This window comes from Shinella sp. AETb1-6, assembly GCF_009826875.1.
In the GTDB taxonomy this organism is placed as follows: Bacteria; Pseudomonadota; Alphaproteobacteria; order Rhizobiales; family Rhizobiaceae; genus Shinella; species Shinella sumterensis.
The window spans coordinates 30,609-43,183 of record NZ_WUMM01000012.1 but is presented as its reverse complement, the minus strand read 5'-3'; the positions used below and the strand labels follow the sequence as shown (position 1 = coordinate 43,183).

At 64.0% G+C, this 12,575-nt stretch carries 12 protein-coding genes and 1 tRNA gene; 5 read left to right on the top strand and 8 right to left on the bottom strand.

Annotated features, from left to right (window positions below; genetic code table 11):
* Positions 1–34: 34 nt before the first annotated feature.
* Genes GR158_RS19560 through pcsA form a run of 5 tightly spaced genes read right to left on the bottom strand, consistent with a single transcriptional unit; the run spans position 35 to position 5,377 of the window.
* A complete protein-coding gene (locus tag GR158_RS19560) occupies positions 35–955 on the bottom strand; it encodes an ABC transporter permease (protein ID WP_160872262.1) in 921 nt (306 codons plus the stop codon).
* Positions 955–2,049 (bottom strand): ABC transporter permease, encoded by a 1,095-nt coding sequence (locus GR158_RS19555; protein WP_160872261.1) that lies wholly within the window; start codon positions 2,047–2,049, stop codon positions 955–957. The genes GR158_RS19560 and GR158_RS19555 overlap by 1 nt, the downstream gene beginning before the upstream one ends.
* Positions 2,039–3,613: an ABC transporter ATP-binding protein gene (locus GR158_RS19550; protein ID WP_160872260.1), complete on the bottom strand. Its 1,575-nt coding sequence runs from the start codon at positions 3,611–3,613 to the stop codon at positions 2,039–2,041. The genes GR158_RS19555 and GR158_RS19550 overlap by 11 nt, the downstream gene beginning before the upstream one ends.
* 48 nt (positions 3,614–3,661) lie before the next feature.
* Positions 3,662–4,633 (bottom strand): quinone oxidoreductase, encoded by a 972-nt coding sequence (locus tag GR158_RS19545; protein WP_160872259.1) that lies wholly within the window; start codon positions 4,631–4,633, stop codon positions 3,662–3,664.
* A gap of 18 nt (positions 4,634–4,651) precedes the next feature.
* Positions 4,652–5,377, bottom strand: a complete 726-nt coding sequence (pcsA, locus tag GR158_RS19540) for a phosphatidylcholine synthase (RefSeq protein ID WP_134649216.1) — start codon at positions 5,375–5,377, stop codon at positions 4,652–4,654.
* 247 nt (positions 5,378–5,624) lie between these two features.
* On the opposite strand from pcsA, the gene GR158_RS19535 reads away from it, so the two are divergent.
* Positions 5,625–6,833 (top strand): UbiH/UbiF family hydroxylase, encoded by a 1,209-nt coding sequence (locus GR158_RS19535; protein ID WP_160872258.1) that lies wholly within the window; start codon positions 5,625–5,627, stop codon positions 6,831–6,833.
* Here the strand turns inward: GR158_RS19535 and GR158_RS19530 are convergent.
* Both GR158_RS19530 and GR158_RS19525 read right to left on the bottom strand, forming a co-directional pair.
* Positions 6,801–7,763: an AEC family transporter gene (locus GR158_RS19530; protein ID WP_134649218.1), complete on the bottom strand. Its 963-nt coding sequence runs from the start codon at positions 7,761–7,763 to the stop codon at positions 6,801–6,803. The genes GR158_RS19535 and GR158_RS19530 overlap by 33 nt on opposite strands.
* A 42-nt stretch (positions 7,764–7,805) precedes the next feature.
* Positions 7,806–8,555: a cytochrome c biogenesis CcdA family protein gene (locus tag GR158_RS19525; protein WP_160872257.1), complete on the bottom strand. Its 750-nt coding sequence runs from the start codon at positions 8,553–8,555 to the stop codon at positions 7,806–7,808.
* 258 nt (positions 8,556–8,813) lie between these two features.
* Between GR158_RS19525 and GR158_RS19520 the strand changes: the two genes are divergently transcribed.
* Positions 8,814–8,898 (top strand) — tRNA-Leu (locus tag GR158_RS19520).
* Positions 8,899–8,985: 87 nt separating this feature from the next.
* On the opposite strand, the gene wrbA is transcribed toward GR158_RS19520, so the two are convergent.
* Positions 8,986–9,585: an NAD(P)H:quinone oxidoreductase type IV gene (wrbA, locus tag GR158_RS19515; protein ID WP_160872256.1), complete on the bottom strand. Its 600-nt coding sequence runs from the start codon at positions 9,583–9,585 to the stop codon at positions 8,986–8,988.
* Positions 9,586–9,753: 168 nt separating this feature from the next.
* On the opposite strand from wrbA, the gene GR158_RS19510 reads away from it, so the two are divergent.
* The 3 genes from GR158_RS19510 to gpt all read left to right on the top strand — a co-directional run bounded on the left by GR158_RS19510 (position 9,754) and on the right by gpt (position 12,037).
* Positions 9,754–10,509: a competence/damage-inducible protein A gene (locus GR158_RS19510; RefSeq protein ID WP_160872255.1), complete on the top strand. Its 756-nt coding sequence runs from the start codon at positions 9,754–9,756 to the stop codon at positions 10,507–10,509.
* A 64-nt stretch (positions 10,510–10,573) separates the two neighbouring features.
* Positions 10,574–11,416: a universal stress protein gene (locus GR158_RS19505; RefSeq protein ID WP_160872254.1), complete on the top strand. Its 843-nt coding sequence runs from the start codon at positions 10,574–10,576 to the stop codon at positions 11,414–11,416.
* 123 nt (positions 11,417–11,539) lie between these two features.
* Positions 11,540–12,037 carry a xanthine phosphoribosyltransferase gene (gene gpt / locus GR158_RS19500; protein ID WP_134649223.1) on the top strand — a complete coding sequence of 166 codons (498 nt, stop codon included), beginning with the start codon at positions 11,540–11,542 and terminating at the stop codon, positions 12,035–12,037.
* The last annotated feature ends 538 nt before the right edge of the window (positions 12,038–12,575 follow it).

The window sequence follows — 12,575 nt, the reverse complement described above, 5'->3', positions numbered from 1 at the left end:
TTGGATTGGTTGTGTCCCGTCTTCTTGTTCTTCGTCACCGATCAGGCACGAATGGCTTGCCGAGGCAGGCGGGCGTGTTGATCAGCGTCATGCGCCGATTATGCGATATCAGGATTAGTACGATAACAGTGGCGGCATAGGGAAGAGCCGACAGGAATTGCGAGGGAATGCCGAGACCGAGCGCCTGGGCGTGCAGCTGGCTGATCGAGACGGCGCCGAAGAGATAACCGCCCGCCAGCAGCCGCCACGGCCGCCAGGAGGCGAAGACGACGAGCGCTAGCGCGATCCAGCCGCGCCCGGCCGACATGTTCTCCACCCATTGGGGCGTATAGACGAGCGACAGCTGCGCGCCGGCGAGACCCGCGCAGGCGCCGCCGAACATCACGGCGAGGTAGCGCGTGCGGATGACATGGATACCGAGCGCATGCGCCGAGGCATGGTTGTCGCCGATCGCCCGGATCTTGAGCCCCGCCCGGCTGCGGAACAGGAACCAGTTCACGCCGAACACCAGCGCAATCGACAGGTAGAAGATCAGGTCCTGCTTGAACAGAATGGGCCCGATGAACGGAATATCGGAGAGGAACGGAATGACGATGGGCTGAAGCTTGACGCCGGACATGCCGACATAGGGCTCGCCGATCTGCCCGGATACGCCAAGGCCGAGGATGGTCAGCGCGAGGCCGGTCGCCACCTGGTTGGCGACGAGCGTCAGCGTCAGGAAGCCGAAGAGCAGCGAAAACAGCGCGCCGCAGGCAATGCCCGCGAGAATGCCGATATAGGGCGAACCGGTGGCCTGCGTGGCGGCGAAGGCGAGCACCGCCCCCATCACCATCATGCCCTCCACGCCGAGATTGAGCACGCCCGCCCGCTCGGAGACGAGCTCGCCGAGCGAGGCGAGCACCAGCGGCGTGGCGGCGGTGACGACCGTCAGGAGGATGGCTTCGATGATACCCATCAGTGCGCTCCCCCCTCGCTCGTCTGGCCGAACCGGGAAAACACCAGCCGGATCCGGTACTGGATCAGCGTGTCGCAGGAGAGCACGAAGAACAGCAGCAGGCCCTGGAAGACGCGTGTCACCTTGTCGGAGACGCCGAGCGTCAGCTGCACGGCTTCGCCGCCGACATAGGTGAGCGCCAGGAACAGGCCGGCGGCGATGATGCCGAGCGGATTGAGGCGGCCGAGGAACGCGACGATGATGGCGGTGAAGCCGTAGCCGGGCGAAATGATGGGCTGCAGCTTGCCGATGACGCCGCTGACTTCGGAAATGCCGGCAAGTCCGGCGAACGCGCCGGAAAGCAGCATGGAGAACCAGATCATGCGCTTGGAGGAAAAACCCGCGAAGCGCCCTGCCCGTTCGGACTGGCCGAGCACGGTGATCTCGAAGCCTTTCAGCGTATAGCGCATCATGATCCACAGGCCGACCGCGGCGACGATGGCGAAGACGAAGCCGAGATTGGCGCGCCCGGAGGATATGAGTTCGGGCAGGATCGCTTCCGGCGCGAAATCGCGTGTAACAGGAAAATTGTAGGCATCCGGGCTGCGCCAGGGGCCGCGCACCAGCCAGTCGAGGAAGAGCTGTGCGATATAGACCAGCATCAGGCTCGTCAGGATTTCATTGGTGTTCATCTGCGCCTTGAGGAAGGCGGGTATGGCGGCATAGAGCGCACCGCCGATCATGCCGAAAATCAGCATCAGCGGCAGCACCAGCGACGAATGCCAGTCGTGGAAGACGACCGGAACGATGGCCCCCGCAATCGCGCCGGCGATGAACTGCCCCTCCGCGCCGATGTTCCAGTTGTTGGATCGATAGCACACGGACAACCCCGCGCCGATCAGGATCAGCGGTGCGGCCTTGATGGCGATCTCATGCAGCGACCAGATGTCGAGCAGCGGCTCGATGAAGAAGCTGTACAGCGCCGAGACCGGGTCCTTGCCCAGCAGCGCGAACATGATGCCGCCCGCAATCACCGTCAGCGCCAGCGCCAGAAACGGGGACAGGACGGAAAACAGGAGGGACGGGTTGGCGCGTCGTTCCAGTTCAATGCGCATGGGCCACCTCTTCGCCTTCCGTCTTGCCGTACATTCCACCCATCAGGAGGCCGATCTTTTCGCGCGTCAGCGCGTGCGCGGGATAGGCATCCGACAGGCGTCCCTCGCTGATGACGGCGATTTCGGTCGCCACCTCGAAGATCTCGTCCAGGTCCTGGCTGATGACGAGAACGGCCGAGCCGGATTTGGCGAGATCGACGAGCGCCTGACGGATGCGGCTTGCCGCTCCCGCATCGACGCCCCAGGTCGGCTGGTTGACGATCAGCACGGAGGGCTGGCGGTCGAGTTCGCGGCCCACAATGTATTTCTGGAGATTGCCGCCCGACAGCGAGCCAGCCGCCGGATCGTCACCGCTCTTGCGCACGTCCATCGTCTCGGAAATGCGGCGCGATGCCAAACGCACGACCGCATGCTTGATGATGCCGAGCACGCCGCCGCCGAGAAAGGTTCTCCGGTCGGACTGGTTGCGCGCCAGGACGAGGTTGTCCGACAGCGGCAGCGAGGGCACGGCGGCGTGGCCATGGCGTTCTTCCGGCACGAAGCCCGCGCCCATCAGGCGGCGCGCCGTGATGCCGAGATTGCCGGCCGGCTTGTTGCGGATGAACACGGCGGAGGCGTCCGCCGCGGGATATTCGCCCGAAAGCGCATCGAAAAGCTCGCCCTGCCCGTTGCCGGCGACGCCGGCGATCGCCAGCACCTCGCCGCCCCGCACCTTGAGACAGACGTTCTTGAGGGCGACGGCGAAGGGCGTGCGCGCCGGCACGCTCAGATGACGCGCCTCCAGCAGCACGTCGCCCTTGGTGTTGGTGCCGGCGGTGCTCACGGACGCGACATCGCTGCCCACCATCATGCGGGCGAGCGAGGCGGGCGTTTCCTTGCGGGGATCGCAGGCGCCCGTCACCTTGCCGTGGCGCAGCACGGTCGCGCGGTCGCAGATGCGCTGCACTTCTTCGAGCCGATGGCTGATGTAGAGAACGGAGCGTCCTTCGGCCTTCAGCTTGTCCAGCGTCTCGAACAGCCTGTCGGCCTCCTGCGGCGTCAGGACGGAGGTCGGCTCATCAAGGATGATCAGTTCAGGGTTCTGCAACAGGGCGCGCACGATCTCGATGCGCTGGCGCTCGCCGACCGAGAGATCCGCGACATGCGCCTTCGGATCGAGGGGCAGGCCGTAGAGATGCGAGAGGCGCGACGCTTCCTCGGCGACCTTCGACAGCGATATGCCGGGGCTCAGCGAAAGCGCGATGTTTTCGGCGACCGTCAGCGCCTCGAACAGCGAAAAATGCTGGAACACCATGCCGATGCCGAGACGGCGGGCGGCGCCGGGGCTCGGGATGCGCACGGCCTCGCCCTTCCAGACGATCTCGCCGCTGCTCGGCGCCAGAACGCCGAAAAGCATCTTCACGAGCGTTGATTTTCCCGCGCCGTTCTCGCCCAGCAGGGCATGGATTTCCCCGGGCTGGATTTCGAGGTCGATGCCGTTGCAGGCGGCAAACGAACCGAACAGTTTTGTCAGGCTGCGAACGGCCAATAAAGGTCTGCCCGCGGATGCTCCAACGGCTGGCACTTTGCCCCTCTTTCCTGCGATCCCAGCCTTTTTGCCCCGTCGGGGCGGTCAGGGAATGAGCAGTGTCGTTCCACTCGTTTTTCTTGTTTCCAGATCCGTGTGCGCGCGCCCCGCGTCCGCCAGCGGATAAGTCTGATTAATATTGATACGCACTTTGTTGCTTTGCACAATATCAAACAGCGAGTTTGCACATGCATCGAGTGCCTCGCGCGTGGCGATATAGGCAAACAATGTCGGACGCGTCGCGAAGAGTGAACCCTTCTGGGCGAGCAGTCCCATGTTGAACGCTTCGACCGGACCGGAGGAATTACCGAAACTCACGAACAGGCCGCGCGGCTTGAGGCAATCCAGCGACTTCGGAAAGGTGTCCTTGCCGACGGAATCGTAGACCACGTCGACACCCTTGCCGTCCGTCAGTTCCCGAACGCGCGCTGCGAAATCTTCCTTGCCGTAATCGATGACATGGTCGTAGCCATGGGCAAGCGCGAGATCGATCTTGGCCTGCGATCCCGCCGTGCCGATCACGGTGGCGCCCAGCGCCTTGGCCCATTGTCCGGCGATGAGGCCGACGCCGCCTGCCGCGGCGTGGAAGAGGATCACGCTGCCGGGCTTCACCTGGTAGGTCTGCAGCAGCAGATACTGCGCCGTCATGCCCTTCAGCATCATGGCGGCCGCCGTTTCGAGCGAAATGCCGTCCGGCACGCGCACCAGATGCCGCGTCGCGACATTGCGTTCCGCTGTATAGGCGCCATCGGCCGAGGCATAGGCGACGCGGTCGCCGACGGCGAACTCGGTCACGCCCTCGCCCAGCGCCGTGACGATGCCTGCGCCTTCCTTGCCGGGAATGAACGGCAGCTCCGTCTTGTAGAGGCCGGTGCGGAAATAGACGTCGATGAAATTGAGGCCCACGGCCGCCTGCCGGATCTGCACCTCGCCCGGGCCGGGCGCCTCAAGCACAACGTCCTCAAGCTTCAACACCTCGGGTCCGCCGAGGCTGCGAATGACGATCGCCTTGGTCATGGCATGCTTCCTTATATTCTAGCGGCGGCCGAGGCTGGGGAACACCTGCATCACGGCGCCGATGACATAGAGATAGAGACCCGTCGCGACCACGCCCCAGACCACCCAGGTGGGCGACGCGAAGTGAAGAAGCAGCGCATACCCACTCAGCAGCGCCCAAAGGAAGAAGACGGCGAGATTGACGTTGCGCAGCCGCTCCACGCGCACCGGGTGCAGGAAGTTGATCGGCATGAAGGTGAGGAAGACGGACACGAAAACGATGATCGACGCGGTCAGTTCGCTCGCCTGAATGACGAAAAGCGTGAACACCACCATGTTCCAGACCACGGGGAAGCCCGAGAAGAAATATTCGTCGGTCTTCATGCCCATATCGGCGTAATAGATGGCGCTGGACACCACGATGGCGCCGGCCGCCACGAAGGACCACGGCTCGCCGATCATGCCGCTCTGGTAGAGCGCGAAGGCCGGCAGCAGCACATAGGTCACGTAGTCGATGACATTGTCGAGCGTGTCGCCGGACCAGTTCGGCAGCACTTCCTTGACGCGCACCTTGCGGGCGATCGGCCCGTCGATACCGTCGACGAGCAGCGCGAGCCCCAGCCACCAGAACATGTCGACGAAACGGTGTTCCGCTGCGGCAACGACGCCGAGAAAAGCCAGGAAGGAACCGGATGCCGTCAGGATGTGAACGGAAAAGGCGCGGATTTCCGCGTAGGGCACGCGCTTGTAGTTGAAAAATTTCATTGCCGGTCGCAGTCCATCCTGGGGCTTTGTCACGCGTTCGTCCGTGCCGAACGCGCCCTCCTGTGCGGTCACGTCAGGTAATATGCATTGATTGCTCGCCATCGCCAGTGAAAATCCCCGCATTTGCGAGCCGTTTGCCGCCTGCGCGGATTCATCCCATGGAAATTGCCTCTTTGCCGGCCTAGTCTTGAGGGATAGAAGCCCAGCAAAATCTGTGGGTAATCGCGTCGCGCTGCGGAGGCCGGTCATGAGACAATTCGATATCGCCATCGTCGGGGCCGGCCTTGCCGGCAATCTCGCCGCTTTGGCGCTCGCCGACTCGGGGTCCAGCGTCGCGCTCATCGCCCCGCCCGCCCGCAAGGCAGACGGCCGCACGACGGCCCTCATGGACCAGTCCATCGCTTTCCTGAGGACGCTCGGCCTCTGGGAGGACATCGCCCCGCATGCCGCGGCGCTGGAAACCATGCAGATCCTCGACGGGACGACGCGCCTGCTGCGCGCCCCGCCCGTTGCCTTCCGTGCCGGCGAAGTCGGCCTGCCCGCCTTCGGCTACAACATCCCGAACGCGCCGTTCCTCGCGGCGCTGGATCGCAGGATTTCCGAAAACGCCGGCATCTTGCGCATCGAAAACGGCGTCAAGGCCGCCAACACGTTCGAAACCGGCGTCGAACTTGTGCTGGATGACGGCGAGCGCGTCATGGCCGGACTGGTGGTCGGCGCGGACGGTCGGCAATCGCTGATCCGCCAGAGCGCCGGCATCGGCGTGCGCGCCTGGTCCTACCCGCAATCGGCGCTCGTGCTCAATTTCGCCCACGACCGTCCGCACGGCCATGTCTCGACGGAGTTCCACACGGAGAGCGGCCCTTTCACCCAGGTTCCCCTGCCCGGCGATCGCTCCAGCCTTGTCTGGGTGCTGCCGCCGAAGGAAGCGGCAAGACTCGCCGCACTCCCCGTCGCCGAACTGAGCATCGCCGTCGAGCAGCGCATGCAGTCCATGCTCGGCAAGGTGTCGGTCGAAGCCGGCGCCCAGAGCTTTCCGCTGTCCGGCATGACCGCCGACCGCTTCGGCAAGGATCGAATGGTGCTGATCGGCGAGGCCGCCCATGCCTTCCCCCCGATCGGCGCGCAGGGCCTCAATCTCAGCCTGCGCGACATCATGGCCCTCAAGGACCTGCTCAAGACGTCAGCGGCGGCGAGCGATGCCGCGATCGGCGCGCGCTTCGACCGCAAGCGCCAGGCGGATGTCCGTTCGCGCACGCTCAGCGTCGATCTCCTCAACCGCTCGCTGCTGTCGGATTTCCTGCCCGTGCAGTTCCTGCGCTCGGCCGGCCTTCACCTGCTCTCCACCATCGGCCCGCTTCGCAGCGTCGTCATGCGCGAGGGTATCGAGCCGCTGGGCTCGCTCAAGGCATTCCGCGACAGCTTACGGGAACGGGTCGGCCGGAAGCAGGCCTGACTTCACGAGGTAGAGAAGCGCCGTCACAGTGGCGACGGACAGCACCGTCGTCACGAGGATGGTCGCGGACGCCCGCTCCTGCCAAACGCCATATTGCTGGCCGATGACGAAGACATTCGTTGCGGTGGGAAGCGCTGCAAGCAACACCGCGGTATAGACCCAGACTGGATCGAAACTGCCGGCAAGCCCGAGCATGAGATACATCGTCACCGGCAGCAGGACGAGCTTCGCCGGCACGATATAGCCGATCTCGACCGGCACCCGCTTCAACGGCCGCAGCGCCAACGTCACCCCCATGGCGAAGAGCGCGCAGGGCGCGGCCGCCTGTGCCAGATAATCGATCAGCCGCTGCAACGGTGCCGGCGCTTCGAACCCGGTGAACGCGGCAAGGAAGCCGGCGGCCGTGGCGATGATGAAGGGATGCGTGACGATCCGGCGTGCGACGCCTGCGGCAAGCCGGTGCAACGGCTGCTTCTCACCACCGCCCAGCGCCATCAGGGCCGGCGCAATCGAGAAATGCAGCATGTTCTCGAAGCAGAAGATGAGCGCCACGGGAACGGCCGCCGGCTCCCCGAAGGCGAGCAACGCAAGTCCCGGCCCCATATAGCCGATATTGCCATAGGCGGCGGCAAGCCCCTGGATCGTCGCCTCGCGCGTCGTCGCGCGGCGCAAAAGCAGGCCGGCGGCGAAGATGAGCGTGAAAACCAGATAGGTGGCGCTGACATTGGCCAGGATGAAATCGATACGCGTCAGCTGCTCGATGGGCGTCTTCGCCACGAGCTTGAAGAACAGCGCCGGCAGCGCGATGTAGATGATGAACGTGTTGAGCCAGCCCAGAGCCTCGATCGGCTGGCGCGTGATCCTTGCGACGACATAGCCCAGGAAAATCATGCCGAAGAACGGCAGAACCAGTCCGATGATGTCCGCCATGGTTTGTCGCCCAATCCCGCATGCAGAGGCTGATGCCCCGCACTAGCCGATTTGCGAGAGAATGGGAAACGTTTGCTGGAACCAGATGGCGACGGCGCTGATATAGCCGAAGATGAAGGCCAGTCCGGTGAGGATGAGCAGGATGCCCATGACCTTCTCTACCGTGCCGAGGTGACGGCGGAACCTGACGAGAAAGCGCATGAAGGCGCCGGAGAAGCCTGCCGCGATCCAGAACGGAATTGCAAGCCCCAGCGAGTAGACGGCAAGCAGCGCGGCACCGTCCCCGACCGTCTCGCGTGCGGCCGCCACGCCGAGAATGGCACCCAGCACCGGCCCGATGCAGGGCGTCCAGCCGAAGGCGAAGGCAAGACCCATGAGATAGGCGCCCGATGCCGTCGCCGGCTTGCCGCCGCCCTGGAAACGCGCCTCGCGGGCAAAGAGCCCGATGCGCAGCACGCCGAGGAAATGCAGGCCCATCAGGATGATGATGACGCCGCCGATCTGGGCGAGGATGTCGAGATGCCGACGCAGCACCATGCCGATCGTCGAGGCGCCGGCCCCGAGCGCCACGAATACGGTGGCGAAGCCGAGCGTGAAAAAGAAGGCGGCCAGCAGCACCGCACCGCGCGTGTCGCGCCGGACGGCGACCGCATCTGCGCCCTTGAACTGCTCGACGGAAATGCCGGCCATGTAGCAGAGATAGGGCGGCACCAGCGGCAGCACGCAGGGCGAGAGGAACGACAGCGCTCCGGCAAGCAGTGCGCTCAAAAGGGAAATATCGGCAATCGACACGGGCTACTCCGCAAGGCCGGGGCAAGACGGCCAAGCCGCGCAGCACCGTGAGCCTCCAAACATGCCTCCTGATAGCCGCCGCACCACCGCCCTGCCAATCACCTTTTGGAGAACGCGGCGAAATGTCTTGGTGCCCCGTGGTTGCCAACGGGGAAACAAGTCAGCGTCTGGTAAATGATGTGCAGCAAACGGAATTTCCATCGCAATAGCGCTTGCGAGGCTTCCAAAGTCACAGCGGCGTGTTATTTGAAGCTCAACGCGGGCGTGGCGAAACTGGTAGACGCAAGGGACTTAAAATCCCTCGGCCTTGGCTGTGCGGGTTCGATCCCCGCCGCCCGCACCAACCCTACAAAAGTGCGACAAACAACAAAAAGGGCGCGGCCCCTGACGCTGGCCGCACCCTCTTGTTCAGCGATGTTTCAGGAGAACATCAGGCCGAAAGCTTGGCCGCGAGCTTCGCGACATGGGCGCCCTGGAAGCGGGCGGCATCCAGTTCCACCTGCGAAGGCTGGCGCGAACCGTCGCCGTCGGTGATGGTGGAGGCGCCGTAGGGCGAGCCGCCCTTGACTTCATCGACGCCCATCTGGCCCTGGAAGGCATAGGGAAGGCCGGCGACGACGAGGCCGTGGTGAAGAAGGGTCGGAATGAAGCCGAGGATCGTCGATTCCTGGCCGCCATGCTGCGTGGCGGACGAGGTGAAGACCGAGCCTACCTTGCCGACCAGCTTGCCGGCTGCCCACAGGCCGCCCGTCTGGTCCCAGAAATTGCGCATCTGCGAAGCGACCGTGCCGAAGCGCGTGCCGGCGCCGACGATGATGGCATCGTATTCGGCCAATTCGTCGACCTTGGCGATCTCGGCCTTCTGGTCCAGCTTGTAGTAGGACGCCTTGGCGACTTCTTCGGATACCAGTTCCGGAACGCGCTTGACCGTCACCTCGGCGCCGGCCGACTTCGCGCCTTCCGCCACGGCGTAGGCCATCGTTTCGATATGGCCGTAGGCCGAATAGTAGAGAACCAGTACTTTCGCCATTGTCGTCTCCTGTTCGAAAAGGGCTTTCCGCTTGATCGCGGCATCCTCTTGGATGTAGCACTTCGGTGTGACAGCGTCACAACCCGTCGGGTCGACAGACTGTTCACCCCGCGTTGACAATACCCGGCCATGCGGTCGGATTTCCATTCGAAATTTCAGGAAATGACCATGAGTTCCACGTCTGTCGCTACGGCTGCCATGCTTGCCATCGGGGACGAACTGCTGTCGGGCCGCACCAAGGACAAGAATATCGGCCAGCTCGCCGATGTGCTGTTCCTCGCAGGCATCGACCTCAAGGAGGTGCGCATCGTCGGCGACGAGGAGGATGCGATCGTCGAGGCGCTCAATGCGCTGCGCGCGCGCTACACCTATGTCTTCACCTCCGGCGGCATCGGCCCGACGCATGACGACATCACCGCCGATGCCATATCCAAGGCCTTCGGCGTGCCCTGCCTGCATGATCCGCTTGCCATGCAACTTCTCGGCGCCATGTACGAACGGCGCGGCGTCGAGTTCAACGAGGCGCGCCAGCGCATGGCGCGCATGCCACAAGGCGCAGTCCACATCGAAAACGCCGTCTCGACGGCACCCGGCTTCCATATCGGCAATGTCTACGTCATGGCCGGCGTTCCCCAGGTCTTCACCGCCATGCTGGGAACCATCATCCCCAAGCTTGAGGGCGGCGTGCCCATGCTGTCGCGCTCCGTCGCCTCCCCCTTCGGCGAGGGCGATATCGGCAGTGCGCTGGCGGCCATCCAGAAAAACCATCCCGAGACCAGCATCGGCTCCTACCCGCGCTTTTCCGAAAACCGGTTCTCGACGGAAATTGTCATTCGCAGCCGCGAGGAAGCGCCAGCGCACGCCGCAGAACGTGATATAATGGCGATGATCGCCGAAATCGCGGGCGGCAAGGCGGCATCTTGATCCTGATCAAGGTTGCGGCGGCCGTGCTGGCGCAGATTTCGGACGAACCAGACAGGAGGCCGACATGACCTACAAGACGATTGTCGCAGTGCTGAGCACCGCAGAAGACGCCGGCAAGGTGACGGATCACGCCTTGGCGCTTGCCCGCCGCACCGGCGGCCACGTCATCGGTATTCACGCGGAAGCGCCCGTGGTGGTGACGCTGATCGCACCGATGGAATATCCTGATCCGAACGCCGTGCTGCAATTGCAGGACCGGGCGCAGCAACAGTCCCGCGCGGTCGAAGAGGCGTTCCGGTCCCGTTGCGAGCGCGACGACATTTCCTATGAATGGCGGCTGTTCACAGGTTCGGCCGGCTACGCCTCCGCCGGCGTGATCGACAGCGCACGCAGCGCCGATATCGTGATCGCCGCCCAGTTCGATCCGGATATCGACGGCCCGGCGCGCGAGGACATCGAGGACCTGCTCTATGAAAGCGGCCGCCCGCTCTATCTCGTGTCGAATGCACAGGCGGGGCCCGCGCCCATCGAGCGCGTGCTTGTCGCCTGGAATGGCTCGCGCGAATCGACCCGCGCCGTCTTCGATGCCCTGCCCTTTCTGACCGCCGCAAGGGAGGTCGAGATTTTCGCGATCGATCCGCCGGAGACCGCCCTGCAGTCGCGGGATTTCTGCGGCGCGGAGCTTGCCGCCACCCTGGCGCGCCATGGCGTCAGGGCAACGGTGTCCTCCGGTGCCTCAGAGGGCCGCTCGGTCGCCGACGCGCTCAATCATCGCGCGACCGAAATCGACGCCGGCCTCATCGTCATGGGCGCCTACAGCCATTCACGCCTGCGCCAACGCCTGTTCGGCGGCGTCACCAGCGCACTGATGCGCGGTGCCCGCGTGCCGACGCTGATGTCGCGCTGACGCGCCGAATGCGGTGACTTGCCTGTGGATCGGCGGCAGACGAGGGTCGGCCGCCGATTTTCTTGGGGTCAGGTTTGCAGTAGAGAGGTGGAATCTTGTTTTTCCGCCGTTCAGGAGCCCGTCATGTCGCTGCCCGACAAAGCCTTCCCCGTTTCCTGGGATCAGTTTCATCGCGACGCACGCGCCCTTGCCTGGCGCCTGGCCGACGGCGACCGCGAATGGAAGGCGATCGTCTGCATCACGCGCGGCGGCCTTGTGCCGGCTGCCGTCATTTCGCGCGAACTCAATATACGCCTCATCGAGACCGTCTGCGTCGCCTCCTATCACGACTATGTCTCGCAGGGAGAAATGCACGTCCTGAAGGGCATCTCGCCGGAACTGACCCAGCAGGGCGGCGAAGGCATCCTCATCGTCGACGACCTCACCGACACCGGCAAGACCGCCGCCCAGGTGCGCGCCATGTTGCCGAAGGCGCATTTCGCCGCCGTTTACGCCAAGCCGAAGGGCCGTCCGCTGGTCGATACCTTCGTGACCGAGGTCAGCCAGGACACCTGGATCTATTTCCCCTGGGATATGGGCTTCACCTACCAGGAACCGATTGCAAAGGGCTCGCGCGGATAGGCCACCGACTACCCTGACGCCGCGCCGAGCGCGGCCTGCTTGTCTCAAGCCGGCGCATGTGCCTGACATGCCGCCGGCTTTTCCTTGCCTGCGCATGGCTGGAGGACGGAGGATAGAATCACCTTATCCACGGATCACATCGTGGTCGGCATGGCCATCCCGAAAGTCGTGGCGGAGAAAAATCCCGTGTTTTTACCCCTCATTTCTTCTTGTTTTCCACAACGGTCTGGCCGCCGCCCTGCCCTTTGCACCGGAACCGCCTGAGTTTTCAGGCGTTCGGCACTGTCCCCATTTTCCACAGCCAGGAGGCACAAGATATGGGGTTCAAACTTCGTTCACAAACCAGCCCTTGACGAGAATCAGGCAGATGGGGTTAATGAAAACCAAGGTTGCGGCGGCGCCTGAACCGTAAGTCACGAGGTCGGTTCTCATCACGAAAATCGCGTTTATGCGCATGTGGCCGGGCGGTAGGTCCGCTCGCCGCAGGGGTATTTCGCGCGTCCGTTTTCTGGTGCGCCAAAGTTTCCTGAACCACTGG

What these genes read in the sequence shown, in the direction of transcription:
- GR158_RS19560 (WP_160872262.1), bottom strand. Translation starts at nt 955, where the DNA reads ATGGGTATCATCGAAGCCATCCTCCTGACGGTCGTCACCGCCGCCACG.
- GR158_RS19555 (WP_160872261.1), bottom strand. Translation starts at nt 2,049, where the DNA reads ATGCGCATTGAACTGGAACGACGCGCCAACCCGTCCCTCCTGTTTTCC.
- GR158_RS19545 (WP_160872259.1), bottom strand. Translation starts at nt 4,633, where the DNA reads ATGACCAAGGCGATCGTCATTCGCAGCCTCGGCGGACCCGAGGTGTTG.
- pcsA (WP_134649216.1), bottom strand. Translation starts at nt 5,377, where the DNA reads ATGAAATTTTTCAACTACAAGCGCGTGCCCTACGCGGAAATCCGCGCC.
- GR158_RS19535 (WP_160872258.1), top strand. Translation starts at nt 5,625, where the DNA reads ATGAGACAATTCGATATCGCCATCGTCGGGGCCGGCCTTGCCGGCAAT.
- GR158_RS19530 (WP_134649218.1), bottom strand. Translation starts at nt 7,763, where the DNA reads ATGGCGGACATCATCGGACTGGTTCTGCCGTTCTTCGGCATGATTTTC.
- wrbA (WP_160872256.1), bottom strand. Translation starts at nt 9,585, where the DNA reads ATGGCGAAAGTACTGGTTCTCTACTATTCGGCCTACGGCCATATCGAA.
- GR158_RS19510 (WP_160872255.1), top strand. Translation starts at nt 9,754, where the DNA reads ATGAGTTCCACGTCTGTCGCTACGGCTGCCATGCTTGCCATCGGGGAC.
- GR158_RS19505 (WP_160872254.1), top strand. Translation starts at nt 10,574, where the DNA reads ATGACCTACAAGACGATTGTCGCAGTGCTGAGCACCGCAGAAGACGCC.
- gpt (WP_134649223.1), top strand. Translation starts at nt 11,540, where the DNA reads ATGTCGCTGCCCGACAAAGCCTTCCCCGTTTCCTGGGATCAGTTTCAT.